Raw genomic sequence first — 22577 nt, forward strand, 5'->3', positions numbered from 1 at the left:
CCTGGCAACCGGCAACTCACTCCTGGCAGCTAAAATTCTACTCCGGCCGCTCGTTCACGTCGGCGGCGCGGTTTTTATTGATGGAGATAAACAGGCCCACGAACAGCATGCGGGGCGCGGTGGGCGTTACGGCCACCCGGTGGAAGGTGCCGGTGGCATCGGGGTGGGTGGCGTAGCGGTAGCCGAACACGTTCTGGCGGCCCAGCACGTTGGTGGCCGCGAGGTGCAGCACGGTGTATTGCCCAAAGAGGCGGGTGACGTAGCTGGCGTTCAGGCTCAGGTCCTGGTAAGTGGGCAGCACGCCCTGGTTGTAGCTGTGCTCGGGGTCGTTGAGGTCGTGGTAGCGGCGGGGGCTGCCGTAGCTGTAGGTAGCGCCCAGCAGCGTGTGCAGGCTTCCTACCCAGTACTTTCCTACCACCGATACATTGTGGCGGGCGGCGAAGGTAGGCACGGCCGCTACGGGGTCCTGGCGGTACTGGCGCTTGGTGTCCAGAAAGCCGTAGCTGATATAGTATTCCAGGTTTTTGACGGACTTCCGGTCGCGCCAGAGCACATCCAGGCCGCGGGCGTAGCCGGAGCCACCGTTGTCGTAGGCGCGGGGGTTGCGCGGGTTCTGGCCGTCGTAGCGGGTAAGGTGGGTATAGGTTTTGTAGTAGGCCTCCACCTGCAGTAGCTGCCGGTCGTGGGTGTACTGGTAGGTAAGCACCGAGTGGGTGGCTTGCTCGAAGCGCAGGCGGGGCTGCACCAGCAGCAGGGCGTTGTCGGGGGTTTGGTAGAAGCGGCCGTGGGCAGCCGAGAGGGAGCTGTTTTCGGTGGTTTGGTAGGCCAGGGCCAGGCGCGGGGCCGCGTTCCAGCGGTTTAGCAGCGCCGAGTATTCCGTGCGGCCTCCTACCCGGCCCGCCAGCCGGTCAGAGAGTTGAAAGTCGGATTCCACAAAGCTAGCGGCCCGTTTTTCGGTAAACTCCGGCCGGTACACCGTGGCCAGCGCCGCGTTGGGCTGCACCTGCTGCTGCACGTTCTGAGCCAGCACTTCGGCCCCGATTTTCACGTTCCAGCGGGCGGCGGCTGAGTCGTTGATAAGCACCAGCCGGGCCGTGAGGGACTGCTCCAGGGTACCAATGCGCACCGTATCGGGGGCTACGCGCTGGTGGTCGCGGCTCAGCCCTACCCCCGACTGCAGGCTCCATCCCCGGCGCAGGGAGCTGCGGAAGGTGGTGTTGAGGTAGCCGTTGTCCGCGCGCAGGGCCACCGTTTGGGTGCCGGCCGGCTCGGGCGAAGGCTGCCCGATGGTCATCTGCTGCTGATTCCACACTCCGTACACTTTCAGCATGCCAGCTTGGCTGGTGCGGTGGCGCAGGTTCACGGAAGCCGCCAGGCCGCGCGGCGACAGGGGCCAGGTCACGTTTTGGGGCAGCAGGCGCTGGTAGGGCTGCAGGTTGGTGTAGTCGAGGGTGGCAGCTACGGAAGTGCGCTCCCAGCGCTGGGTGCGGGCCGCGCCCAGAAACACGGAGGTAGCCGAAATGCCGGTTTCCGTTTCCGGAGCCAGATCGGTAGAGTTCAGCAGCAACACCCCCGACAAGGCCTGTCCGTACTGCGCCGAGTAGCCACCGGTGCTGAACACGGTGCCTTTGAACAGGCTGGGCGAGAACCGCCCGCGGGCCGGCACCGCCGCCACGGTGGCGTTGTAGGGGTTTTGCACGGGTAGGCCATCCAGATAGACCTTGGTTTCTGAAGCCGCCCCGCCCCGCACGAACAGCATGCCATCCTCCCCTACCCGCGTGGTGCCGGGCAAGGTGTTAAAGGCGGCTGCCACATCGGCCAGGGCGCCGGCGGTGGTTTGCACGTCGCGGGTGTTGAGGGCGGCGGAGCGGTGCTCGTCGCTGGCCTCAAAGGCGCCGGCCGTAATGACCACCGAGCCCAGGGCGTGGGGGGTGCTTTTCAGGGTGAGGTCGAGCCGCTGCGGTTGGCCGTTCAGCGTTACCGGCCGCTCCACCGTCAGAAAGCCGAGCAAACTGGCCTGCAGCACGTAGGAGCCGACGGGCTGCTGGGTTTCGAAGCGAAATTGGCCTAGCGAATCGGTGCTGGCCCCGTCGAAGGTAGCTTTGAGAAACACGTTCACCCCCGGCAGCGCCTGGCCGGCCCCGTCGCGGACGGTGCCGCTGAGGGTGGCAGTAGATTGGGCCAGCCCGCGGAAAGCGAAAACCAGCAGCAGGACGAGAAGGAGCGGACGTTTCATGGGGGTAGCGGCGTAGTGATGACCCAAAAGTGGCCCGCTACTGCAGCCCCTGAAACTTGCCGTTACCGAAGCGTCGGATTAGGCGGATGAAGTGTGTTGAGGTGCGTGTATGCCTCCGAAGCAGGACCCCGCCCTAGCCCCTCATTTCCGGTTAACCAGCCCGCATTGCCCCCGCGCCCGTCGCGGGTACGGGGCTGCCGGGGTAACGCAGTCGGTTTTTCGGTCACCTTCTGACCGGGCTGTGTTTACGCTACCCCCACCCGCGGGCTGCGCCGCTCCAGCAGCAGGGTGTCGCGCCAGTGGCCGGCCAGCTGGCCAATTCGCTCCCGCCGGCCCACCACCCGGAAGCCGGCGGCCTCGTGCAGGCGCACGCTTACCGCATTTTCGGGAAAGATGCCGGCCTGCAGCGTCCACACGCCGTGTTGCTCCGATTCGTGGACCAGCGCCGCCAGCAGCTGCCGGCCCGCGCCCTGCCCCCGTGCCCCGGGGGCCACGTACACGCTCACTTCGGCCATGCCCCCGTACACGCACCGGCTCGACACCGGCGACAGCGCCGCCCACCCGAGCACCTGCTCCGCTTCATTCACCGCTACCAGTCGGCTGTGCGCTACGTGGCTCTGGTCCCAGGCTTCCCAGGTGGGTGCCTCGGTGGCGAAGGTGGCGTGGCCGGTAGCAATACCGGCTTCGTAAATGGCTTTTACAGAGGGCCAGTGGGTAGGCCGCAGCGGCAATATAGTCATGTAGCAAGGGGGGTGGTGAGTTAGAAGAACCCTACCAGCGTAGCCCGCGCGGGCAGCAGAACACCCGTTAGCAGCACCCGCCCCCGGGCGTGCAGGCGGGTCCCTCGGCCAGAGTAAAGGCCATCGGCGCAGTCGTCAGCCTTTCCGTTGGGGCCACTGCTTCCGCCGAAGCCGGGGCAATGCAGCACTGGCTGGCGCCGGCGGCCTGGTCGTACTCCTGCTGGTAGCGCGGGTCGTTGAACTCGGCATCTTCGTGGAAGTAATAGACTTCCCATTCCACACCATCGGGGTCGTTGACCCAAAACTTGTCTTGCTTGGCGTAGCAGCAGGCCGTGCCCAGTTCCTCGCGGGCTACCAGGCCGGCCCGGCGGGCCAGGTCCAGGCGCTGCTCCATTTCCGCCACGGTTTCCACCTGAAAGCCCAGGTGGCCGAAGTTGCTGGCCACGCGGGCCGGGTTTTCCACGAAGGAGATAATCAGGGCCGGCGAGTTGAGCACGTACTTGGCGTAGCCGCGCCGGATTTTAACGGCCGGCTGCCCGAAAAAGGCCGTGTAAAAGTTGACCGTGGCGGTCAGGTCCGACACGTACAAGGACACGTGCATGCGCGGGAAAACGGGAGCTTCCATAGAGCAGAAAGATACATGAGGTGGAAGAACGATTAGCAGGCACAAGCATCGGCGGGGCCGCAGGCCGGGCTGGTTGTAGCCAGGGCAAAAAAGGCCGCAAACTGCGCCTGCACCCGCTGCAGCAGCTCGGTGTTCAGGCAGTAGCACACCGTCAGACCCTCAATTTCGCCCCGAATCAGGTCCAGGGCCTTGAGCTCCTGTAGGTGCTGCGAGACGGTAGTGCGCGAGAGGGGTAGTTCGGCGGCTATGTCGCCGGAAATGCAGGTGTGCTGGCTGGCCAGCAGCTGAATAATGGCCACCCGGGCCGGGTGGGCCAGGGCTTTGGCTACCCGGGCCAGCTGTTGCTGCTCCTCAGTAAAAGCGGCAGTTTTGGCGTAAGTCATACGGAAGTAACTAGGTTGTAAACATACGACACAACTGTGACGCATGTTTACGACATAAGACGTTTTTTTAGCACCCCCCGCAGAACGATTAGGCGGGGTCCGGGTTGTACTACTTCATTGCCCGCAGCAAAGTCCACCTGAAAAGGCTCAGACCGACATATTTGCCCCCACTTTGCAGGGCCTGCGTCCTGCTCAGGCTTGTTTCCCTACCCCTACTCTTCTATGAAAGCCTTCCTCTTCGACCTCAACGGTACCATGATCCACGACATGGACTACCACACCAGCGCCTGGCAGCACATTCTCAACCACGAGCTGGGCGGTAATTTTAGCTGGGAAGAGGTAAAGCCGCAGATGTACGGCAAAAACCAGGAGGTGCTGGTGCGGATGTTTGGGCCCGACCGGTTTACGGCGGCGGAAATGGACGAGCTGGCGGTGCGCAAGGAGCAGCGCTACCAGGAGGAGTTCCGGCCCCACCTGCAGCTGCTGCCCGGCTTGCTCGATTTTCTGACCGCCGCCCACCAGCGCGGCATGCAACTGGCCATTGGCTCGGCGGCCATTCCGTTCAACATCGATTTCGTGCTCGATGGCCTCAATATCCGCCGCTACTTCTCGGCCATCGTCAGCGCCGACGACGTGCAGCGGAGCAAGCCCCACCCCGAAACCTTCCTGAAAGCCGCGCAGCTGCTCGGCGTAGCCCCCTCGGAGTGCCTGGTGTTCGAGGACGTGCCCAAGGGCGCCGAAGCGGCCCTGAATGCGGGCATGCAAACCGTCATCCTGACTACCACCCACCAACCCGAAGAGTTCAGCCACCTGCCCAACGTGCTGCACTTCGCTCCTGATTTCCAGGACCCATTTATGCAGAGCCTGCTGTAATTAATAGAAGCGGGCCGCGCCACCGCCTGATTGGCACGAACGCCTACCCCTACCCAAGCCAGCAGCCCAGCGCCTAAACCTGGGGGCTGGGCCAGTGGTTGGGGGTAGGACGTGGCCGCCCTTGGGTAGCTGCGCGTATAGGAGCCTTCGGCTTACTACCCCCTACCATGACGCAAACCTCCGGCCGCCGCATTTTTCAGGTAATTGACGGCAACAAGAAATTCGTGGGTGACGGCTTCGACGTGACCAGCCCCATGCCTGGTCCGCGCATCCGTCAGCTCAGCCCCTTCCTGCTCATCGACCACACCGGCCCCATGCCGGTAGCCCCCACCGAGGTGCCCCTGGGCACCCCGCCCCACCCCCACCGCGGCTTCGAGACGGTAACGGTGATGTACGAGGGCTACCTGGCCCACCGCGACACGGCCGGCTACACGGGCGCCCTGGGCCCCGGCGACGTGCAGTGGATGACGGCCGGTGCGGGCCTTTTGCACGAGGAGCGCCACGAGCGGGAGTTTGCCCGCCGTGGCGGCACTCTGGAGCTGCTGCAGCTGTGGGTGAACGTGCCCGCCCGCGACAAAATGGCCCCGCCCCGCTACCAAAACATTCGGGCCCAGGACATTCCGGAAGTGGCTACCGCTGATGGGCGCGGCCGCATTCGGGTGGTTTCGGGCACGCACCAAGGGGTAGCCGGACCAGCCGAAACCTTCTCTCCCATCACCCTGCTCGACGTACACCTGCCCGCCGGCACCGCCACCACCCTCACGCTACCAGCCGACTACAACGTGGGCATCTACGTGGTGAAAGGCGCTATTACCATGCACGGCAACCGCCCGGCCGTCACCAAGCAGCTCGTCGTCTTCGGCTGGGATTCTACGGATGTGCACCTCACCGCCACCGAAGACAGTGTGCTGACGATACTGTCCGGGGAGCCCATTGAGGAGCCGCTGGCTACCTACGGCCCCTTCGTGATGAACACCAACCGCGAGTTGGTGCAGGCCATTGCCGACTTTGAAAGCGGCGGTATGGGTCAGTTCCCGGAGGATGAGTAGGTAGTATTCGTTGTCATTCCGAGCGGCGCGAGGAATCTGGGTTAGTCTCAGGAAGGTAAACCCAGACTCCTCGCGCCGCTCGGAATGACAACGAATACCGAGGTCAACGATAACCCGCCGCCGCGCCGGTAAGTAAGGATAAGCCGCCATGAGGCGCGTTTTTTCAACCTGAACCTTATCTGTCGTGCGGTTTTCCTATTTCCTTGGCGGGCTGGCAGCAGTAGCCGTATCAGGTCCGGCAGTGGCTCAAACCGTGAGCGGGCCCCTGGGCGAGCAATTTACGCGGCGCGTGATTACTGAGAAGCTCAGCGACCCGTGGGAAGTAGCCTACGGCCCCGATAATTTCCTCTGGATTACCGAAGCCCGCGGCTACCGCGTCAGCCGCGTGAACCCCGCCACCGGGGCCCGGCAGGTGCTGCTGGACCTGAGCAAAAACCGGGAGTTTCCGCGCTACGACAAGGTTCCGGACTCCGTGGACGGGGGTAAGCCCTGGCCCCAGGGCGGACTGATGGGCCTGGCCCTGCACCCGCAGCTGCTCACCGGCAAGCCCTACGTGTACCTGACTTATATCTATCGGTTTGAAGGGGCCAACCAACCCGGCAACGGCAGCCGCCCCAACCACGGCGGCAACTATTTCACGGCTCGCCTGGTGCGCTACGAGTACGATGCCACCCGGCAGCAGCTCGCGCGCCCCCTGGTGCTGTGCGACTCTATTCCGGCCAGCAACGACCACAACGCCGGCCGCTTGCTGATAGCCCCGGTAGCCGGCCGCGACTATCTGTTTTACTCCGTCGGCGACCTGGGGGCGGGGCAGTTTGAGAACGGCGGCCGACCCAACCACGCGCAAAACCCGGCTTCCTACGAGGGCAAAGTGCTGCGCTTCAACCCGGAGCCCGACACCGACCTGGGCCAGTATGACCGCTGGATTCCGAACGATAACCCGTTCAGCCATGGGCAGCGGCAGAGCGCCGTCTGGAGCCGGGGTCATCGCAACGCCCAGGGCCTGGCCTACGCCGTGGTAGGCGGCACCGGCCGGCTCTACGCCTCCGAGCACGGTCCGTTTTCCGACGACGAAGTAAACCTGGTGGAGCGGGGCAAAAACTACGGTCACCCGCTGGTGATTGGCCTGGCCGATGGCAACTACAACGGCTTGGCCGCGGCGGCCTCCGAGCACGCTACCCTCCCCGGGCCCTGGCATACCACCTACCCCACCATCGGGAGTGAGCAGGCCAACGCTGCCCGGCTGGGCGCTGACTACCGCAACCCCATTGCCTCCTTGTATCCGCTGAGCAACCAGTTCCTGACCACCGTCCTCACCCGTACCCGCACCCATAGCTCCGACGAGCCCACCTGGAACTCCGAGGCGCCTAGTAGCTTGGCGGTGTACTCGGCCACGGCTATTCCGGGCTGGCAAAACTCCCTGCTGATTCCGACCCTGAAAAAAGGCAAGCTGATCCGGCTGCAGCTCACCGACGACGGCACCGCCGTAGCCTCCGACACGCTGATGTACTTCCGCGGCCCCATCCGCTACCGCGACCTGGCCATGTCGCCCGATGGCACCAAGCTCTACCTGGCCACCGACAGCGCCTCCATCACCTCGGGTCCCTCGGAGGAAGCGCCCAAAGGCACCGCCTGCCAGGGCTGCCTGATTGAGTTTACGTACGTGAGCGGCGGCCACACCACTACCCCGCCCCGCGGCAGCAACCCCGCTCCCACTCCGGAGCAAGCCCTGCAGCAAGCCACTACCCTCGTGAAAGCCCTGAAGCCAAAAGACCAGCGAGCCAAGCGCGCCGGCCTACCCCCCGCCCAACAGCCCATCTTCGACCTGTTGCTAAAGCCTGCCCTCACGCCCCAGGAAAAAGCCCGTGCCCAGCGCAACGCCCCGGCCCTGCTGACCGGGCTGCGGCAGCAGTGAAAACGAGTCAGGACAACAAACAACCCGTAGCGTTATTCCGGCACAAAACCCTGATACGCTTGCCCGTGTAAAGAACCTCCACTGACACAAGTAAACCTTACGGGTTATATAACTAAAGTTGGAACTAAGGCTAGAGCTAGTTCCCCTCCTCAGATGAGGAGGGGCTAGGGGTGGTTGACCACTCGTTGAACGACTTACTAGTTCTAGTTTTCTAACTCTAGTCTTTCAACCACCCCTACCCCCTCCTCATCTGAGGAGGGGAACTAGTTACTAGTTTTAGATTACTTCACTCCGTAATTCAATCTGAGTCAGGCAGTTTCTCCGCAGAGCTTAGCCTAACAAGCTATCCACGTGTCACCTGTCACTATTTACTTCATCACCTCATCACTCACCTCCTTATGCTCACCCGCCCTATCCCTTCCAGCCAGGAGCCCCTACCCGTGGTGGGGCTGGGAACCTGGCAGACGTTTGATGTGCGCGGGGTGGCCGGCCAACCGCCGCTGCGCCAGACGCTGGAAACCCTGCGCGCCGCCGGGGGTAGCGTTATTGATTCGTCGCCGATGTACGGGCGGGCGGAGGAGGTAGTGGGCGAGCTGACCAGTGCCCTGCCCGCGCAGCAGGAGTTTTTCTACGCCACCAAAGTCTGGACCCAGGGGCGGGAGGCAGGCATCCGGCAGATGGAAGACTCTCTGCACAAGCTGCGCCGCCCTACCCTGGATTTGCTCCAGATTCATAACCTCGTCGATTGGAAAACTCACCTGGCTACCCTGCGCGACTGGCAGGCTGCGGGCCGGGTGCGCTACCTCGGCATCACCCACTACACCGATGCCATGCACCCGGAGCTGGAGCGGGTGCTGCGGCTGGAGAAGCTGGATTTCGTGCAGTTCAACTACTCCATCCTCGACCGCCACGCTGAGCAGCGCCTGCTCCCGGCCGCGGCGGAGTTGGGGGTGGCTACGCTCATCAACCGGCCCTTTACGGAAGGCAGCCTGCTGGCCCGGCTTCGTGGCAAGGCGCTGCCGCCCTGGGCTACGGAGCTGGGCATCAGCAGCTGGCCGCAGTTTCTGCTCAGGTTTATCCTCTCCCACCCCGCCGTGACGTGCGTGATACCCGGCACCAGCAACCCCACCCACCTCCAGGACAACCTCCGGGCCGCCAAAGGGCCCCTGCCGGACGAAGCTACCCGTGAGAAAATGGCGGCCTACGTGCGCGGGTTGTAGGGCGGCGCCGGCTGCCCCCGGCGCCTACACTGCCGGACAGCCGCAACCTACTGGCAGCAAAGCCGGTACCTACTTCCGGAAACCAACCTGCTTGCGTTATGAAATCATGGGATGGGAACCCGGCCGGGCGCCGGGAATTTATGCGCACGTTTTCGCTGGGGCTGGGGGCTACCCTGGTGGGCGCTTCGGCGGTAGGCGGGCCGCTGTCGTGGCTGGAGGAAATCAGCTACGGGCCGGCCAGCCTGGAGGCGCTGCAGAGTGGTAAGCAGCTGGGCGTGGCCCTGGTAGGCCTGGGCAAGTACAGCACGGGTCAGCTGGCCCCGGCCCTGCAGCAAACCAAGCTCTGCAAGCTGGCCGGCATCGTGACGGGCTCCCCGGAGAAAGCCGCCAAATGGAAGCAGCAGTACAGCCTGCCCGACCAGAACATCTACGACTACAAAACCTTCGACCGCATCGTCGATAACCCCGCCATTGACATTGTGTACGTGGTGCTGCCAGTGGGCATGCACGCCGAGTATGTGGAGCGGGCCGCCCGGGCCGGCAAGCACGTTATCTGCGAGAAGCCCATGGCGCCCACCGCCGAGGAGTGTCGCCGCATGATTTCGGCTATGCAAAAGGCGGGCAAGAAGTTCAGCATCGGCTACCGGTTGCACTTCGAGCCCCACCACCAGGAGATGATGCGCCTGGGCCAGCAGCAGACCCTGGGCCCCATCAAGCGCTTGGTGGCCGACAACGGCTTCCGCTTCAACAACGACACGCCTTGGCGCGTGGACAAGGAGCTGGCCGGCGGCGGGCCCCTCATGGACATGGGGATTTACTGCGTGCAGGGCGTTATCTATACCAAAGGCCAGCTTCCGGTTTCGGTTACAGCCAAGCTGGCGCCCAACCCCGATCCGAAAGGGCTGTTCAAGGAAGTGGAGGCCGGCGTGAATTGGCAGATGCAGTTTGCCGATGGTTCGGTGGCCGACTGCCGCACCAGCTACGCCGAGAACCTCAACAGCCGCCTTCGGGCCGAAACCGCCAAGGGCTTTATGGAATTGCAGCCTGCTTTCGGTTACGGCGGCTTGCAGGGCCGCACCAGCCAGGGCCCTATGAACCTCGAAAATGTGCCCCAACAGGCCCGCCAGATGGACGACTTCGCCGACTGCGTGTTGAACAACAAGCCCACCCGCGTACCCGGCGAAATGGGCCTGCGCGACGTGCAGCTGCTGCAAGCCATCTACCGCGCCGCCGCCACCGGCCAGAAGGTTTCCACCAAAGATGTGGTAGCCGTACTGGATAAAACGAACAGTAAGTAGCCGCATTTAGAAGGCAGGAGGTGTTACGCGTGAAGGGTAGCGTGCAGCCTGGACCATCTGCTCACGGCCGCCCCACTGCTGCCGGGGCGCGAAAAAACCACGGGGCCCAGACAAGCGCCGTTTTGCAGAGACGGTGCGGGGGCGGTGCCTGGGGGCCGGGTGGGGCCCGGCTCTCCAGGCACCGCCGCTCAGCGAACTGCCCAAAAGGCAGGCCCAGGCAGGAAATGAGAATTGCCAGGCTCGCAAAGTAGCGCGAAAGCACGGCCACGCGCCGCTCGGCGGCGTACTGGGCCTGGTAGTCGGTTTCCAGGAACTGGTACTCCAGCGTAAAGCCCGGCGCGTAGGCGGTGTACAGTTTCTGGAGCCGGCCCAGCGTAGCCTGCTCCTGACCCGGTTGCAGCTTCACCATCAGCGTGCCCGCTTGCGGTTCCAGGCGCACCATCAGCGGCCGGACTTCCTCGTGCAGTGACTCGTAGTGGAAGTCGCGGACGACGCCCAGAATGCGCGCTTGGCCGAGCCACTGGCCCACCGGCTGCGTCATGCCCAGGCCGGCCACCAGGGCTTCGTTGACGACGATGCCGGCCGTGTCGGACCGGAACCGGGGCGAGAAGCTGCGGCCTTCCTTGAGGCGGATGCGCAGCGTTTCCAGCAGGTCGTAGCTGGCCAGCAGCGTGTGGGCTAGCACTTTGCGCCCCTGCCACTCCACTTACCGCCCCGGCCCTCGCTCCCCCAGCAAGCCGCCCCACAGCGCGGAGGCCCTGACCACGCCGGGCAGCTTCTGCACCTCGGCCAGAAACGCCGCCGGGCGCTGGGCGGCCCGACCCGCGGTTTCAAAATACAGCACGTTCTGCTTCTCGTAGCCCAGGCTTTTGCGCTGCACAAAGGCGAGTTGCCGGTTGATGACGAGCACGGCCACGATGAACAGCACGGACAGCGTGAATTGGAACACGACCAGGCCCTGCCGCGTCCACCGGTCGGCCGCCCCCGCCGCCAGTTTGCCTTTCAGAACGGCGGCGGGCCGAAAGCCCGACAGGTAAAAGGCCGGGTAGCTGCCGGCCAGCAGCCCCGTGGCCAGGCCAATTCCCAAAAAGGCCAGCACCAGCCGGAAATCCCACGTCAAGGCCAGGTTTTTGCCCGTCAGTTCATTGAAGGCGGGCAGCAGGAGCCCCACCAGCAGCAGGGCCTCGGCGAGCTGAAAATCCAGGTCGGTTAGCTGATTCTGGCGCTGCATCCGGTTTTGCACCAGCTGGTTGCGCGTGTTCTGCAGGTTGTTCATCAGCTCAAACACGGCCGTTTCGCGGTTCACCATTTCCAGCTGCAGGTTCGTGTTGGTCAGGCGCAGAATCGGCTGGCCCGGCGTCAGCGTCGCGCTTTCCTCCACCAGCAGCTCCTGCACCGTGCCGTCCTCGGCCGCGTCGAGGTAAGTGGTACGCAGGGGTTGCACCACGCCGTCGAGGGCCGTGAACTCCTGAAAAGCGCCCCGGCTTACCGGGCTGATGGTCAGGCGGCGGGTATCTACCCGGAGCCCGGCGGCCGAGCAGGCCGTGAACACGCTGGTGGCCAGCAGCCCCACCAGCAGCACGCCCCCCGCTACCAGCAGGAGCCTGGCCAGCGGCCACTTTTTCGGGAGAATCGGAACGTCCATGCAGGCAAGGGCATCAGGTCGCGGGGTTGCGTTCTTGGGTTGTGCCAACAAAGGCGCCTTTGTTGTAACTACTTGTATTGCAGCAAATCAGCTTATTGCTTTTTGCCCAACTCCGCTAAAGCGTCCGGTTTCGATACACGTAACCGTCCGGTTATGATACACCCGCCTGCGGTCCTGGCCCAGGAAATCGGCTTGCAGGACTCAGAAAGCTTTGCCGCCTGACTTGGACTATTGCATGCAAGGCCACTTAGCAGGGCGAAATGGGAGTTCACGAAACTCACCCTTTCGATGCATTTCGTGCACAAGGAATCGTAGACGAGTTTCTTAAGCTCACCGGACCCGGCAGCAGCCCATTGGCACCTAGTGCCAATGGGCTGCTGCCGGGCGCTCAGCAAGAGCGTATAGGTTGGCTTCTGTCACCGGTGACGTAGAGTTGTCGAAGTGGTTGGCGCTGGTTTGCGCCTGAAGTGCTTTCGCGCGGCGTTGTACAGCACCAATAAGCACAGAAAGACAGCTACCCCGGGCATGAGCAAGGCGGCCAGTGCACTCGTTGCTTGGAGCAAATCGTGTATCGCATCGGGTGCCTTTGGCAACAAGAGGTCCCACCGCATTTCTTCGTAGCCGATTTCGTCATTTGAGGCCGTAGCACCCAGACAATACAGCAGTTGAGGAAAGCTGATAGCAAGGACCACTAAGTGGTGTTTCAGCGGCCACGCAATCAGGGCGTTGATAACACCAGTCAGGCAGGCGAAGACATCGAGGAAAAGGGGGTAGTCATTGTGAAATCCAGCCGGGCCGGGGTAGGCAGAATGACCAATACACAGATGGCATTGCGCGAAAAGATGGCACGAAGCATAGGCGAATCGGTCGGTGCAGGAGAAAGTATCTTCGGGAAAGATGAAAGATAAAATAGGGTGCAAACCGTCGCATTTCATCAATGCAATCAGTGCGTTCACTTATGCTGTTCACAGAAACGGTCCGAATCCCAAAAAAAGGGGCTATTTCACGTTACGGGCAACAGTTACATAGAATAATATCTGCCTCATGGTCAGCATCTTATTTAGCGCAGCCACTGAACGACGTCCGCATGTCGCCCTAAGCCGGTGGAACCTGCGTTAACTCAACGCAAACTAGTTGCCCCTGAAGCCGCCAGCCAATGCATCAATCTTTGATTGTCCCCGGCAGAGGCGCCCAAGAAATAACTAACATTCGTCCCGCCGTAAATTAAAATGCGTCTTCCAAACCAAGCCTCCGGCCGAGGCCAACACTGGCCCTACTACTTGGCCGAGGCCGCGGGCCTGGCTGTATTCGTAATATTCACCGGTCTGCTGTCCATCGCGCTGGAGCACCCGGCCTCGGTGCTGCACCAGGCCCTGGCAGCGCGAGGGGTGGGCGAGGACCTGCGGCGGGTACCGCTGGGCATTGGCATGGGGCTGATGGTGGCGGCCATCACCTACACCCCCTGGGGCCAGCGCTCCGGTGCCCACCTCAACCCGGCCATCACGCTGGCTTTCTGGCAGCTGGGCAAAATTACCGGGACCGATGCCCTCTGGTACGCTTTGGCCCAGGCGGTGGGTGGCTTTGGGTCGGTGTGGCTGCTCAAAATCGGCCTGCTTAGGTACTATGGACACCCCCGCATTCATTTTGGCACCACCCAGCCCGGCCCCGACGGCCCCCTCCTGGCCTTCGTCGCGGAGTTTGTTATTTCCTTGGTATTTATGCTCGTGCTGCTGGCGGCGCTGCATTCGGCGCGGCTGCAGAAGGCCGCGGGCTGGATGGGGTCGGCGCTGCTGGCAGCTTATGTGATTTGGGAAACGCCCCTATCCGGCATGAGTTTGAACCCGCTGCGCACCTTGGCCTCGGCCGTGGCGGCCCGCGACTACACCGGGCTGTGGCTGTATCTGGTGGCGCCCCCGGCTGCCATGTGGCTGGCAGCAGTGCTATTTCAGCGGCTATGGCTGGCCCGCCCGCGTTACCAATCAGGGGCCGCGGCGGTTACGACGGAACCGCCGCATTACCCGAATGTTACGGCCAGCTGAGGCCGCTATGGCTACCCCGAGCAGTAAGAACGCCTGCCCGGTCCATCAGTGCTGGCAGCACCACAACCGCTTGTTCAGGGACTAAGCCGGCCGGGCCGGAATGGCGCTACTGCCCCGCCAACCCAGCCAGAAACGTCGGCGCCCGCCGGTGGCGGGTGGCCTGCTCGTAGGCGTAGCCCAGGCCCAGCAGGCGGGCCTCGCTCCAGGCCGGCCCCACGAAGGAGAGGCCCACCGGCAGCCCGTGGACCTGGCCCATCGGTACGGTCAGGTGGGGGTAGCCGGCCGTGGCGGCGGGCGTGGTAAAGCTCTGGCCCGCGTCGGAGTCGCCGTGCACAAGGTCTAGGCTCCAGGCCGGGCCGGCGGTGATACCGACGAGGCCAACGAGCTGATGTTCAGCAAAAAGCCGGTCCAGGCCGCGTCGGCTTTCGCCGTTGGAGCGGGCCAGCGCGGCCCGGTACTTGGCGCTGTTCAGTCCGTCGGTTTTTTCGGCTTTTTCCAGTAGCTCCTGCTCAAAAAACGGCATTACGCGGGCCTCATTTTGGCGGTTGAAGGCAATGACGTCGGCCAGCGACTTTACCGGCGCCCCGGCCGAGGCCAGGTAGCGGTTCACGCCGTCCTTGAACTCATAGAGCAGCACCTCCATCTCGATGTCCCCAATCGGCTTGAGGGGCCGCGGCAGTTCCACCTCGACCAGGGCGGCGCCCAATTTTTTCAACTCTGCGGCGGCCTGCCGCAGCAAGTCTCCGGCGGCGGAAGGGTCGCGCAGATACGATTTCTCGACGCCCAGGCGCTGGTCCCGCAGGGCACTGGCTTGCAGATAGGTCGTGTAATCGGTTGGGGCATGGCCGGCGCGGGCGGCGGTGGCGGGGTCGGCGGGGTCGGGCACGGGGGGGCCAGCTAGGGCGCCGAGTAGCAGGGCCGCATCGCGCACGGTACGCGCCATGGGGCCGGCCGTGTCCTGGGTGCTCGAAATCGGGATGATGCCCGCGCGGCTGAGCAGCCCCACGGTGGGCTTGAGGCCTACGAGGCCGCAGGCCGACGCCGGCGACACCACCGAGCCGTCGGTTTCGGTGCCCACGGCGGCGGCGCACAAATTGGCCGCCACCGCCACGGCCGAGCCGGAGCTGGAGCCGTTGGGCGAGCGGTCGAGCACGTAGGGGTTGCGCGTCTGCCCGCCCAGCGTGCTCCATCCGTTGCTGCTGTGCGTGGAGCGAAAGTTCGACCATTCGCTCAGGTTGGCTTTGCCCAGCACCACAGCCCCGGCCGCCCGCAATTGCCGCACGATGAAGGCGTCTTGCCGGGCCCGGTGGCCGGCCAGCACCAGCGCCCCGGCCGTCGTAGGCTGGGCGTCGCCGGTGTCGATGTTGTCTTTAAGTAAAATCGGGATGCCGTGCAGCGGCCCGCGCACCCGGCCGGCCCGGCGCTCCTGGTCCAGCGCGTCGGCGAGGCGCAGCGCGTCGGGGTTAGTAGAGAGCACGGCCCGCAGGGTGGGGCCCTTGTGGTTTAACTCTTCTATGCGCTTCAAATACAGCTCCGCAAGCTGCCGCGCCGAGTAGCGGCCCTGCTGCTGGTAGGCCTGCAAGTCGGCCAGCGTGGCCTCGTGGAGGGCAAAGCCGGCGGGTTCGGCGGCGGCGGCCGGGGTGGACCCGGGCGGGGTGCTTTCCGAAGGCGAGCAGACGCTGAGCGGCAACGCGGCCAGGGCGGTAGTGGCTAGGGCGGCGTGGCGCAGGAAGAGGCGGCGGTGCATAAGAGCGGAGGCGGTGGGTGCGCGAAGTTGAGCGGCGTTTGGTAAATTCAGTCGGCTGAGGCTGGCTTAACGAACCGCGCGCCGGTGCCCAGCTTGGCTAGGCTTGACGTAAGTTTACGGAACGCTTCACACTTTGCTATGCCCGCGCCAGCTGCGCTGCGACTAAACCATAGTAAGGTAGATGTGCTCTGGGCAAGGTAATGAGCAATTTTCTGTTCTTTCCGCCGTTTCCGGCCGATAATCGCCTGCGTCCAGTCCCTATATACCTACCGCCGTCTGTTCGCCCGCTGGCACACTGGTTATGGCGATGTGCATCAGTATCGACCGCGTACGTCTTGGTGTGCGCCGGCTTCGGCTTCCGTTATTACCTAGTCTATGAACAGTGGCCCCATGGGGATTCACGTCCCACCGCGCAGGAAGTTGATTTTCCAGTGCTCGATGCCGCTGTGTTTGTCTTATTGATGGTGCAGTGACCGTGCCCCTGTGCTTGGCGTTGTTGACAGCGGTTGGGGTCACGCAGGTGCCAAGACGTCGCCCTGCTGCCCTCTATAGCTGGGTGACACTGGGGGCCGCGTGTGTAACCTCCTTCGGCAGCTTTATGAACCGGCTTCAGCTACTAAAGTCTGTGGACAGCAAGGATTAGTTTTGCCAGATGCGTCGTCATGAATTAAGCGAACGGGAATGGCAGCTGGTCGAGCCGCACACGCGGGGGCGGCTGGGCACGGGCCGCGACAACCGGCAGTTTGTCAACGCGGTGCTCTACCGGGTGCGCACGGGCTGCGCCTGGCGCGAGTTGCCGGAGCGGTTCGGGTCGTAGGTAGTACTGGAAATAGTCGACAACGGCCGCGGCATCGCGCCGGACCTGCTGGAGAGCATCTTCATTCCGTTCTTCACCACCGACCCGGGCGGCTCCGGCATCGGGCTCAGCCTGGCCCAGCAAATCATGCAGCTGCACCACGGCAGCATTCACGTGCATTCCGTGGAAGGAGCGGGCAGCCGGTTTCAGTTGCGTTTTCCATAAGCCAGGCAAAGGGTGAACCGTTGAAATGGTACTATCTCCGTTCCACTCAACCGAGCCGGAGGTGCGGGGGGAGGCTTCTGGCTTAGCCGTATAGGCGGAAACAGGCGTCAAGATCTGCTGCTTTCGCTGCCTCCCTGCACCTGTCTTGCATTCGGTCGTGATAAAAAGACCGGGTTGGTGCGCTACCCACTGCCGAGCCCGAAACGGCTCCTACTGGGGTAGGAAAAAAGCGGCCGAAGTTGCCGAGTTTCTTTCGATGACGCAATGCGGGTTCTACGGGGCGGCTGCCCGGCCGAGGTGGTGGAACGAGTAGATGGAGGCCAGGAAGTGTGCCCCCACGCCCCCACAGCATAGTTGCCGCAATATGAACTAAGGCCAGCAGACGCGCACCCGGTTTGTTCAGCACGGAGCAGAGTCGTAGCCAGGGTTAGCGGGGAGCCAATCGGGCGCCCGACCCGGGAGCCCACGTTGGCTTTGGTATTTGGCTCCGGCTTGCGGCTTGCGTGCCGTTAGACAAGAAAGGCCCGAACCTGCGGCAGGTTCGGGCCTTTCTTGTGGGGTAGGAAAACGCTTACGGATTGATGGTTTCGAAGCCGCCGTCCGGGGTACGCTTCAGCTCGGTTACCTTCACGTTGCGCAGCCAGGTTTTGCCCGAGAGCTGCGTATCGTGGTAGAAAATGTACCATTTGCCATCCTTCTCGATGATGGAGTGGTGGGTGGTCCAGCCTTCTACGGGGTTCATGATGACGCCTTTGTAGGTGAAGGGACCGTAGGGCGAGGTTGCGGTGGCGTACACCAACAGGTGGGTGTCGCCGGTGGAGTAGGTGAGGTAGTACTTGTCCTGGTACTTATGCATCCAGGCCCCCTCGAAGAAGCGGCGCTTGTTGTCGCCGGAAAGCAGGGGCTTGCCGTTTTCATCCAGGATTTTCACTTCCTTCACGGGTTCGGCGAAGCTGAGCATGTCTTTGCTCATTTTGGCCACTTTTGGCCCCAGAGCCAGCTCATTGGGGGCCGGCTCAGGCTTCACGCTGGCGTCGTACTTGCCGGTTTTCCAACGCTGCAGCTGTCCGCCCCAAATGCCGCCCACGTACATGTAGGAAGTGCCATCGGTGTCCTCAAACACTACGGGGTCAATGCTAAAGCTACCTGCAATGGGCTTGGGCTCAGCCTTGAAGGGCCCCGTGGGCGAGGTGCTGGTGGCTACCCCAATGCGGAACACATCCTGCTTGTCTTTGGCGGGGAAGTAGAAATAGTACTTGCCGTTTTTGAAAGCGGCGTCGGGGGCCCACATCTGGCGGCCCGCCCAGGGCACATCTTTCACATCCAGGGCCACACCGTGGTCCGTTACCTTGCCGCCCACGCTGTCCATGGACAGAATGTGGTAGTCGCGCATGGCAAAATGGTCGCCGTTGTCGTTTTCCGGCATCCCCGTTTCAATGTCGTGCGAGGGGTAGATGTAGATGCGGCCGTTGAAGACGTGGGCCGAGGGGTCAGCGGTATAAATCTCCTTAATCAGCGGCTGCGAGAGGTACTTTTTGCCGCTGCCCGCCGAGCTGTCGGCTGCCAGGGCCTGGGCGGTGCTATCAGCTGCGGCACCGTTTTCGCCGGAGGCGGCCGGGTTAGAGTTGCTTTGGCAGGCGGTGCCCAAGGCCAGGGGCACAAGCAGAGCCAGGGAGGGCTTGAAATAGCGGGGCAGTTTTTTCAGGGACACGGTGGGAAAGTGAAAGTGAAAAGGAAGATGACAGTTCGAGATGTGAAGCCTTGCTAGCAGCCCTTCAACTACACGTACCGGAGCAATTAGGCGTCCGGCTACTGCCGGTGGGGTAGCCACTCAAAGCTTCTATTACTGCCAAATATAGACCTCTCCCCCGCCTGCTGTCCTGTTCCAGCAGCCTCTTTCCCGAAGAAAAACTATCCAATCGTTTGCGGTAGCAACCACAGCGTTATTACCCTGCAACTCAACAAAAACGGCCCCGGCTGCGCGAGCCGGGGCCGTTCAGATGGCTTTCGCCTACCCTGGGGGTAGGGACAAAGCTACACTTAGGAGTTAGGGGCTAATCGGCGTTGCCGGTGGCGCCGTCGTCGGTGAAGTCGCCGGCGTTGTTAGGGTTATGCTCGGTGTAGCTGGCTACCTCGTTGGTAAGGGCCACATCTACCGGGGCGCTTTTGCCTTTGGCAGCGGCGGCGCTGTTGGGGGTAGCTTCCTTCGGCGAGGCAGAACCGGCCGCCGGACTATCTGAATCAGTTTCTTCGCCTTCATTCTGCTTACTGGCGAAGGGCCAGCTGCCCTGCGAATGGCTGATGTACACGGCGGCGGCCAGGCCGGCCAGCGAGGCCCCAATCAAGGCCGTGAGGTTAGACTTCTTAGACATGGAAGTAGGAATATTAGATGTACCGACCCGCACCCACGGGTGGGCCAGGCAACGGTTTCTTCAGGTCATACGAGCCGCTGCCGGATTTGGTGGCTCAACTATGCGCATTTACCGCTCCTGCCGGGGCGGCACCGGATACTTCTCGAACATGGTGGCAATGCCCTCATCAATGCGGGCGGCCAGCTTTTCGGGGTCTTTGGAAAGCGTGCTGGCGGCTACCCCCTGCCAGATTTGGGTGTTGCGGGCGGCATCCACAATGTCCACCGTGGCTGTGCCCTCGCGGTAAGTCCCGACGGGCACCTGCTGCTTTTCCCAACGGTAGCGGCGCTGCCCAATGTAGCGGGGCCCATCAAACTGAATGTTGGTTTCGCGGGTCTGCACCTTTTCCTCGGTTACTACCCCAATGTTTACCCACACATCCGGCGCGTCGGCGCGCTGGTAGCCACGGCGCTCCAGCTCCCGGCCTACAGCCCGCTTCAGCTCCTCAATGCCCACGGCCCCGCCGGCAAAAGCGGCTTCGTTGCGGGCCGTAACATCCATAAAGTTGTAGGTTTTATACGCCGAGAAATCGACGCCCGGCGTCTGGGCCGTGGACTCTACCCGGACGGGCGAACAGCCGGCCGCCGCTGTCAGCAGCAGCCCGGCAATAAGAAGCGTTTTCATAGACAAAAGCGAAGTCAGGGGAAGGAGAACAACAGAGGTCCAAGGGTTTGGCCGCCGGCTGGGGGTAGGGTTATGCGTTAGGAGAAGCCCAGCACCGGATGGGGCTGGTAGAGCTCTTCCAGGCGCTTGATTTCGTCTTCAGAGAGTTTTACAGATACAGCTGCCACGGCATCCTGGAGGTGGCCGGGCTTACTGGCGCCCACAATGGGGGCGGTAACAGCAGGCTTGCTCAGCATCCAGGCCAGGGCCACCTGGGCGTTGGGCAGGCCGCGCTCCTGGGCTATTTCCGTCACGCGGTCGGCCACGGCAAAGTCGTCGTCGCGGCCGTAGAGGCTTTTGCCGAAGGCGTCGGTTTTGGCCCGCTCCGTTTCGTTGCGCTCCTTGGTGCGCCCACCCGTGAGCAGCCCCCGCGCCAGCGGCGACCAGGGAATCACGCCGATGTTCTGGTCCTGGCAGAGGGGTAGCATCTCGCGCTCCTCCTCGCGGTACACCAGGTTGTAGTGGGGCTGCATGCTCACGAAGCGCGTCCAGTTGTGCTTGTCGGCCAGGTACAGGGCCTGGGCAAACTGCCAGGCGTACATGCTGCTGGCCCCAATGTAGCGGGCCTTGCCGGCCTTCACCACGTCGTGCAGAGCTTCCAGGGTTTCCTCAATGGGCGTTTCGTAGTCCCAACGGTGAATCTGGTAAAGGTCCACGTAATCGGTGCCGAGGCGCTTCAGGCTGGCATCAATGGCACTCAGAATGTGCTTGCGCGAGAGGCCGCGCTGGTTGGGGCCGGGGCCCATGGGGTTGTACACTTTGGTGGCCAGTACTACCTCGTCGCGCTTGGCAAAGTCGCGCAGGGCCCGGCCTACTACCTCCTCGCTGGCTCCGTTGGAGTACACGTCGGCGGTGTCAAAGAAGTTGATGCCCAGCTCCAGGGCCTGCTGAATGAAGGGGCGGCTCTGCTCCTCGTTCAGGGCCCAGGGCCAGCGCTCGGTGGGCGTGCCGTAGGTCATGGTGCCCAGGCAGATGCGGGAAACCTTGAGGCCCGTGGCCCCCAAGCGGATATAATCCATACAAGTCAGGATAACAGGCCGCGAGTAGCGGCCAGAGTTCAGGTAGGGCTATACGGACGCGGCCCGGAAAATGCCGCAACAAATGAGTGCGGACACGCCCAGCCACAATGTGCCCACTAGTTTCTGCGCCCTCTATTGCTGGGCTCCGCTGGCTCGTTATCTTCGATACAGAAATTCTGTTTTACTATATCCTACATCGTGTATGCCGTTGTTTAATTCTACTGCCAGCGTTGCGGCCGGCGACCGGCTGGTGCCGGGCTGGCTTAAGTCTGGGTGGCTCTACCTGATGCTGGTGCCCGCCGCCTAGTGGGGCTGGTCTTCCTTATCCTTGTCGCGCAGCTTAGCATCCATTCTGCTCACTATTATCACGGTAGGGCTCGGACACTCTATTGGCTTGCACCGGGGCATTATTCACCGGGCCTATCGTTGCTCCCGCTTTACCCGTGGCGCACTGGCCTACTGCTTTGTGCATTCAGGGCTCGGCGGTCCGCTCTCCTGGGTGCGGGTGCACTACTACCGCGACTACTGGCAAAACCGCTCTGACTGCCCAGCCTACTTCCGCTACGACCACTCCATGTTGCGCGACTATGGCTGGAACTTGCACCTAGCTCTGCGCCCAGCCGATGAAACTCGCTACGCTATTCCGCCCGAAGACCTCCACGACCCGTGGTTGCGCTTTCTGGAGCGCACCTGGTACTGGCACGTGCTAGCCGGCGCCGGCCTGATCTGGGCTTTTTTCAGCTTCGAAGCTATGATTGTGTGCGTTTGCCTACGCATCAGCGTCACCATTCTGGGGCACTGGTTTGTGGGCTTCGTGTCTCACAAGTACGGCTACGCCCGCTACGACATTGACCGCGCTGCGGAACACGGCTACAACAACTTTGTGTTGGGTGCGCTGTCTTTTGGCGAAGGGTTTCACAACAACCATCACGCTCACCCCAGCTCTGCCAAAATGGGCACTGAGTGGTATGAGCTGGATTTGGGCTGGCATCTGATTACCGTGCTGCGGCGGCTAGGCTTGGTGTGGGACGTGCAGGTAGCTGGCCCCGCCACCCAGAAACCCCAAGCCAGGCCCCGCACCTACCGCTGGCGCTGGCCCTGGCAAGAGTAATAGTAGCTATACCCTACCTGTGTTACTCAATGTAGAGACTCTGCTTTTCTCGCCTAAGAGGACAAAGCGGAGTCTTTTTGCTGGGTAGGCCTGCTATTTTTGTGCTCTAATTCTGCCCTCCCCGCCATGACCCTAACCTGGACCACCAAGCCCTTCGAGGCCCTTTCCCTTGCCGAGTTGTACGCACTGCTGCAGCTGCGCTCCGAAGTATTTGTAGTGGAGCAGACCTGCGCTTTTCAGGACATCGATGGGCAGGACCAGGCCGCTTTTCACCTCCTGGGCTACACCGAAACCGGCGAGCTGGCCGCCTACAGCCGCCTTTTCGGGGCGGGCATCAGCTACCCCGAGGCCAGCATCGGGCGGGTGGTGGTGTCGCCCAAATTTCGGCGCTACGGCCTGGGCCGGGAGTTGCTGCGGGAGTCCATTGGGGCGGTGGCCGGCCTGTTTGGCGCGCAGCCCATCCAGATTGGGGCCCAGCTCTACCTGCAGCAGTTCTACGAAAGCTTCGGCTTCCGGCAAGTGGGCGAAGGCTACCTCGAAGACGGCATCCCGCATATTCACATGGTGCGGGCCTGAGGGAAT

At 62.8% G+C, this 22577-nt stretch carries 22 protein-coding genes; 10 read left to right on the plus strand and 12 right to left on the minus strand.

Features of this window, described 5'->3' with window-relative positions; genetic code table 11:
* Positions 1 to 37: 37 nt before the first annotated feature.
* From GGU46_RS17570 to GGU46_RS17585, 4 genes are all read right to left on the minus strand, one after another.
* Positions 38 to 2236 (minus strand): TonB-dependent receptor, encoded by a 2199-nt coding sequence (locus GGU46_RS17570; RefSeq protein ID WP_183404870.1) that lies wholly within the window; start codon positions 2234 to 2236, stop codon positions 38 to 40.
* A 245-nt stretch (positions 2237 to 2481) separates the two neighbouring features.
* Complete coding sequence (locus GGU46_RS17575; protein WP_183404871.1) at positions 2482 to 2976, minus strand: GNAT family N-acetyltransferase; 495 nt, start codon at positions 2974 to 2976, stop codon at positions 2482 to 2484.
* 67 nt (positions 2977 to 3043) lie between these two features.
* Complete coding sequence (locus tag GGU46_RS17580) at positions 3044 to 3601, minus strand: ArsI/CadI family heavy metal resistance metalloenzyme (RefSeq protein ID WP_183404872.1); 558 nt, start codon at positions 3599 to 3601, stop codon at positions 3044 to 3046.
* A 32-nt stretch (positions 3602 to 3633) separates the two neighbouring features.
* On the minus strand, positions 3634 to 3984 hold the full coding sequence (locus GGU46_RS17585) for an ArsR/SmtB family transcription factor (protein ID WP_183404873.1): 351 nt from the start codon (positions 3982 to 3984) through the stop codon (positions 3634 to 3636).
* A gap of 222 nt (positions 3985 to 4206) precedes the next feature.
* Between GGU46_RS17585 and GGU46_RS17590 the strand changes: the two genes are divergently transcribed.
* From GGU46_RS17590 to GGU46_RS17610, 5 genes are all read left to right on the plus strand, one after another.
* Positions 4207 to 4857 (plus strand): HAD family hydrolase, encoded by a 651-nt coding sequence (locus GGU46_RS17590; RefSeq protein WP_183404874.1) that lies wholly within the window; start codon positions 4207 to 4209, stop codon positions 4855 to 4857.
* 167 nt (positions 4858 to 5024) lie between these two features.
* Entirely contained in the window at positions 5025 to 5906 is an 882-nt protein-coding gene (locus tag GGU46_RS17595) for a pirin family protein (RefSeq protein ID WP_183404875.1), read from the plus strand.
* 184 nt (positions 5907 to 6090) lie between these two features.
* Entirely contained in the window at positions 6091 to 7821 is a 1731-nt protein-coding gene (locus GGU46_RS17600; RefSeq protein ID WP_183404876.1) for a PQQ-dependent sugar dehydrogenase, read from the plus strand.
* Positions 7822 to 8219: 398 nt separating this feature from the next.
* A complete protein-coding gene (locus tag GGU46_RS17605; protein ID WP_183404877.1) occupies positions 8220 to 9041 on the plus strand; it encodes an aldo/keto reductase in 822 nt (273 codons plus the stop codon).
* Positions 9042 to 9139: 98 nt separating this feature from the next.
* Positions 9140 to 10339 carry a Gfo/Idh/MocA family protein gene (locus GGU46_RS17610; protein WP_183404878.1) on the plus strand — a complete coding sequence of 400 codons (1200 nt, stop codon included), beginning with the start codon at positions 9140 to 9142 and terminating at the stop codon, positions 10337 to 10339.
* 61 nt (positions 10340 to 10400) lie between these two features.
* Here the strand turns inward: GGU46_RS17610 and GGU46_RS17615 are convergent, their stop codons facing one another.
* From GGU46_RS17615 to GGU46_RS17625, 3 genes are all read right to left on the minus strand, one after another.
* Positions 10401 to 11024 (minus strand): hypothetical protein, encoded by a 624-nt coding sequence (locus GGU46_RS17615; protein WP_183404879.1) that lies wholly within the window; start codon positions 11022 to 11024, stop codon positions 10401 to 10403.
* 21 nt (positions 11025 to 11045) lie between these two features.
* On the minus strand, positions 11046 to 11984 hold the full coding sequence (locus GGU46_RS17620; RefSeq protein WP_183404880.1) for an efflux RND transporter periplasmic adaptor subunit: 939 nt from the start codon (positions 11982 to 11984) through the stop codon (positions 11046 to 11048).
* A gap of 416 nt (positions 11985 to 12400) precedes the next feature.
* Complete coding sequence (locus GGU46_RS17625; RefSeq protein ID WP_183404881.1) at positions 12401 to 12940, minus strand: hypothetical protein; 540 nt, start codon at positions 12938 to 12940, stop codon at positions 12401 to 12403.
* A 273-nt stretch (positions 12941 to 13213) separates the two neighbouring features.
* Between GGU46_RS17625 and GGU46_RS17630 the strand changes: the two genes are divergently transcribed.
* Positions 13214 to 14023, plus strand: a complete 810-nt coding sequence (locus GGU46_RS17630) for an MIP/aquaporin family protein (protein WP_183404882.1) — start codon at positions 13214 to 13216, stop codon at positions 14021 to 14023.
* Between the two features lie 106 nt (positions 14024 to 14129).
* On the opposite strand, the gene GGU46_RS17635 is transcribed toward GGU46_RS17630, so the two are convergent.
* Positions 14130 to 15770 carry an amidase gene (locus GGU46_RS17635; protein ID WP_183404883.1) on the minus strand — a complete coding sequence of 547 codons (1641 nt, stop codon included), beginning with the start codon at positions 15768 to 15770 and terminating at the stop codon, positions 14130 to 14132.
* A 652-nt stretch (positions 15771 to 16422) separates the two neighbouring features.
* Between GGU46_RS17635 and GGU46_RS17640 the strand changes: the two genes are divergently transcribed.
* Both GGU46_RS17640 and GGU46_RS17645 read left to right on the plus strand, forming a co-directional pair.
* On the plus strand, positions 16423 to 16587 hold the full coding sequence (locus tag GGU46_RS17640; protein ID WP_183404884.1) for a transposase: 165 nt from the start codon (positions 16423 to 16425) through the stop codon (positions 16585 to 16587).
* 12 nt (positions 16588 to 16599) lie between these two features.
* Entirely contained in the window at positions 16600 to 16791 is a 192-nt protein-coding gene (locus GGU46_RS17645; RefSeq protein WP_317171935.1) for an ATP-binding protein, read from the plus strand.
* Positions 16792 to 17362: 571 nt separating this feature from the next.
* Here the strand turns inward: GGU46_RS17645 and GGU46_RS17650 are convergent.
* From GGU46_RS17650 to GGU46_RS17665, 4 genes are all read right to left on the minus strand, one after another.
* Complete coding sequence (locus GGU46_RS17650; RefSeq protein WP_246399096.1) at positions 17363 to 18358, minus strand: glycoside hydrolase family 43 protein; 996 nt, start codon at positions 18356 to 18358, stop codon at positions 17363 to 17365.
* A 487-nt stretch (positions 18359 to 18845) separates the two neighbouring features.
* Positions 18846 to 19163, minus strand: coding sequence for a hypothetical protein (locus GGU46_RS17655; RefSeq protein WP_183404885.1), 318 nt, complete (start codon positions 19161 to 19163; stop codon positions 18846 to 18848).
* Positions 19164 to 19271: 108 nt separating this feature from the next.
* Entirely contained in the window at positions 19272 to 19826 is a 555-nt protein-coding gene (locus GGU46_RS17660) for a DUF4136 domain-containing protein (RefSeq protein WP_183404886.1), read from the minus strand.
* A 77-nt stretch (positions 19827 to 19903) separates the two neighbouring features.
* Positions 19904 to 20884: an aldo/keto reductase gene (locus GGU46_RS17665; RefSeq protein WP_183404887.1), complete on the minus strand. Its 981-nt coding sequence runs from the start codon at positions 20882 to 20884 to the stop codon at positions 19904 to 19906.
* 328 nt (positions 20885 to 21212) lie between these two features.
* Here GGU46_RS17665 and GGU46_RS17670 point away from each other — a divergent pair, with 328 nt between their 5' ends.
* Together GGU46_RS17670 and GGU46_RS17675 are read left to right on the plus strand one after the other, a co-directional pair.
* Positions 21213 to 21995, plus strand: a complete 783-nt coding sequence (locus GGU46_RS17670; protein WP_183404888.1) for a fatty acid desaturase — start codon at positions 21213 to 21215, stop codon at positions 21993 to 21995.
* 126 nt (positions 21996 to 22121) lie between these two features.
* Positions 22122 to 22571: a GNAT family N-acetyltransferase gene (locus GGU46_RS17675; protein ID WP_183404889.1), complete on the plus strand. Its 450-nt coding sequence runs from the start codon at positions 22122 to 22124 to the stop codon at positions 22569 to 22571.
* The last annotated feature ends 6 nt before the right edge of the window (positions 22572 to 22577 follow it).

This window comes from Hymenobacter latericoloratus, from assembly GCF_014199535.1.
Taxonomy (GTDB): Bacteria; Bacteroidota; Bacteroidia; order Cytophagales; family Hymenobacteraceae; genus Hymenobacter; species Hymenobacter latericoloratus.

Coding starts and splice junctions, on each gene's coding strand:
- GGU46_RS17570 (WP_183404870.1), bottom strand. CDS start 2,236: ATGAAACGTCCGCTCCTTCTCGTCCTGCTGCTGGTTTTCGCTTTCCGC.
- GGU46_RS17575 (WP_183404871.1), bottom strand. CDS start 2,976: ATGACTATATTGCCGCTGCGGCCTACCCACTGGCCCTCTGTAAAAGCC.
- GGU46_RS17580 (WP_183404872.1), bottom strand. CDS start 3,601: ATGGAAGCTCCCGTTTTCCCGCGCATGCACGTGTCCTTGTACGTGTCG.
- GGU46_RS17585 (WP_183404873.1), bottom strand. CDS start 3,984: ATGACTTACGCCAAAACTGCCGCTTTTACTGAGGAGCAGCAACAGCTG.
- GGU46_RS17590 (WP_183404874.1), top strand. CDS start 4,207: ATGAAAGCCTTCCTCTTCGACCTCAACGGTACCATGATCCACGACATG.
- GGU46_RS17595 (WP_183404875.1), top strand. CDS start 5,025: ATGACGCAAACCTCCGGCCGCCGCATTTTTCAGGTAATTGACGGCAAC.
- GGU46_RS17605 (WP_183404877.1), top strand. CDS start 8,220: ATGCTCACCCGCCCTATCCCTTCCAGCCAGGAGCCCCTACCCGTGGTG.
- GGU46_RS17610 (WP_183404878.1), top strand. CDS start 9,140: ATGAAATCATGGGATGGGAACCCGGCCGGGCGCCGGGAATTTATGCGC.
- GGU46_RS17620 (WP_183404880.1), bottom strand. CDS start 11,984: ATGGACGTTCCGATTCTCCCGAAAAAGTGGCCGCTGGCCAGGCTCCTG.
- GGU46_RS17630 (WP_183404882.1), top strand. CDS start 13,214: ATGCGTCTTCCAAACCAAGCCTCCGGCCGAGGCCAACACTGGCCCTAC.
- GGU46_RS17635 (WP_183404883.1), bottom strand. CDS start 15,770: ATGCACCGCCGCCTCTTCCTGCGCCACGCCGCCCTAGCCACTACCGCC.
- GGU46_RS17640 (WP_183404884.1), top strand. CDS start 16,423: ATGCGTCGTCATGAATTAAGCGAACGGGAATGGCAGCTGGTCGAGCCG.
- GGU46_RS17655 (WP_183404885.1), bottom strand. CDS start 19,163: ATGTCTAAGAAGTCTAACCTCACGGCCTTGATTGGGGCCTCGCTGGCC.
- GGU46_RS17660 (WP_183404886.1), bottom strand. CDS start 19,826: ATGAAAACGCTTCTTATTGCCGGGCTGCTGCTGACAGCGGCGGCCGGC.
- GGU46_RS17665 (WP_183404887.1), bottom strand. CDS start 20,884: ATGGATTATATCCGCTTGGGGGCCACGGGCCTCAAGGTTTCCCGCATC.
- GGU46_RS17675 (WP_183404889.1), top strand. CDS start 22,122: ATGACCCTAACCTGGACCACCAAGCCCTTCGAGGCCCTTTCCCTTGCC.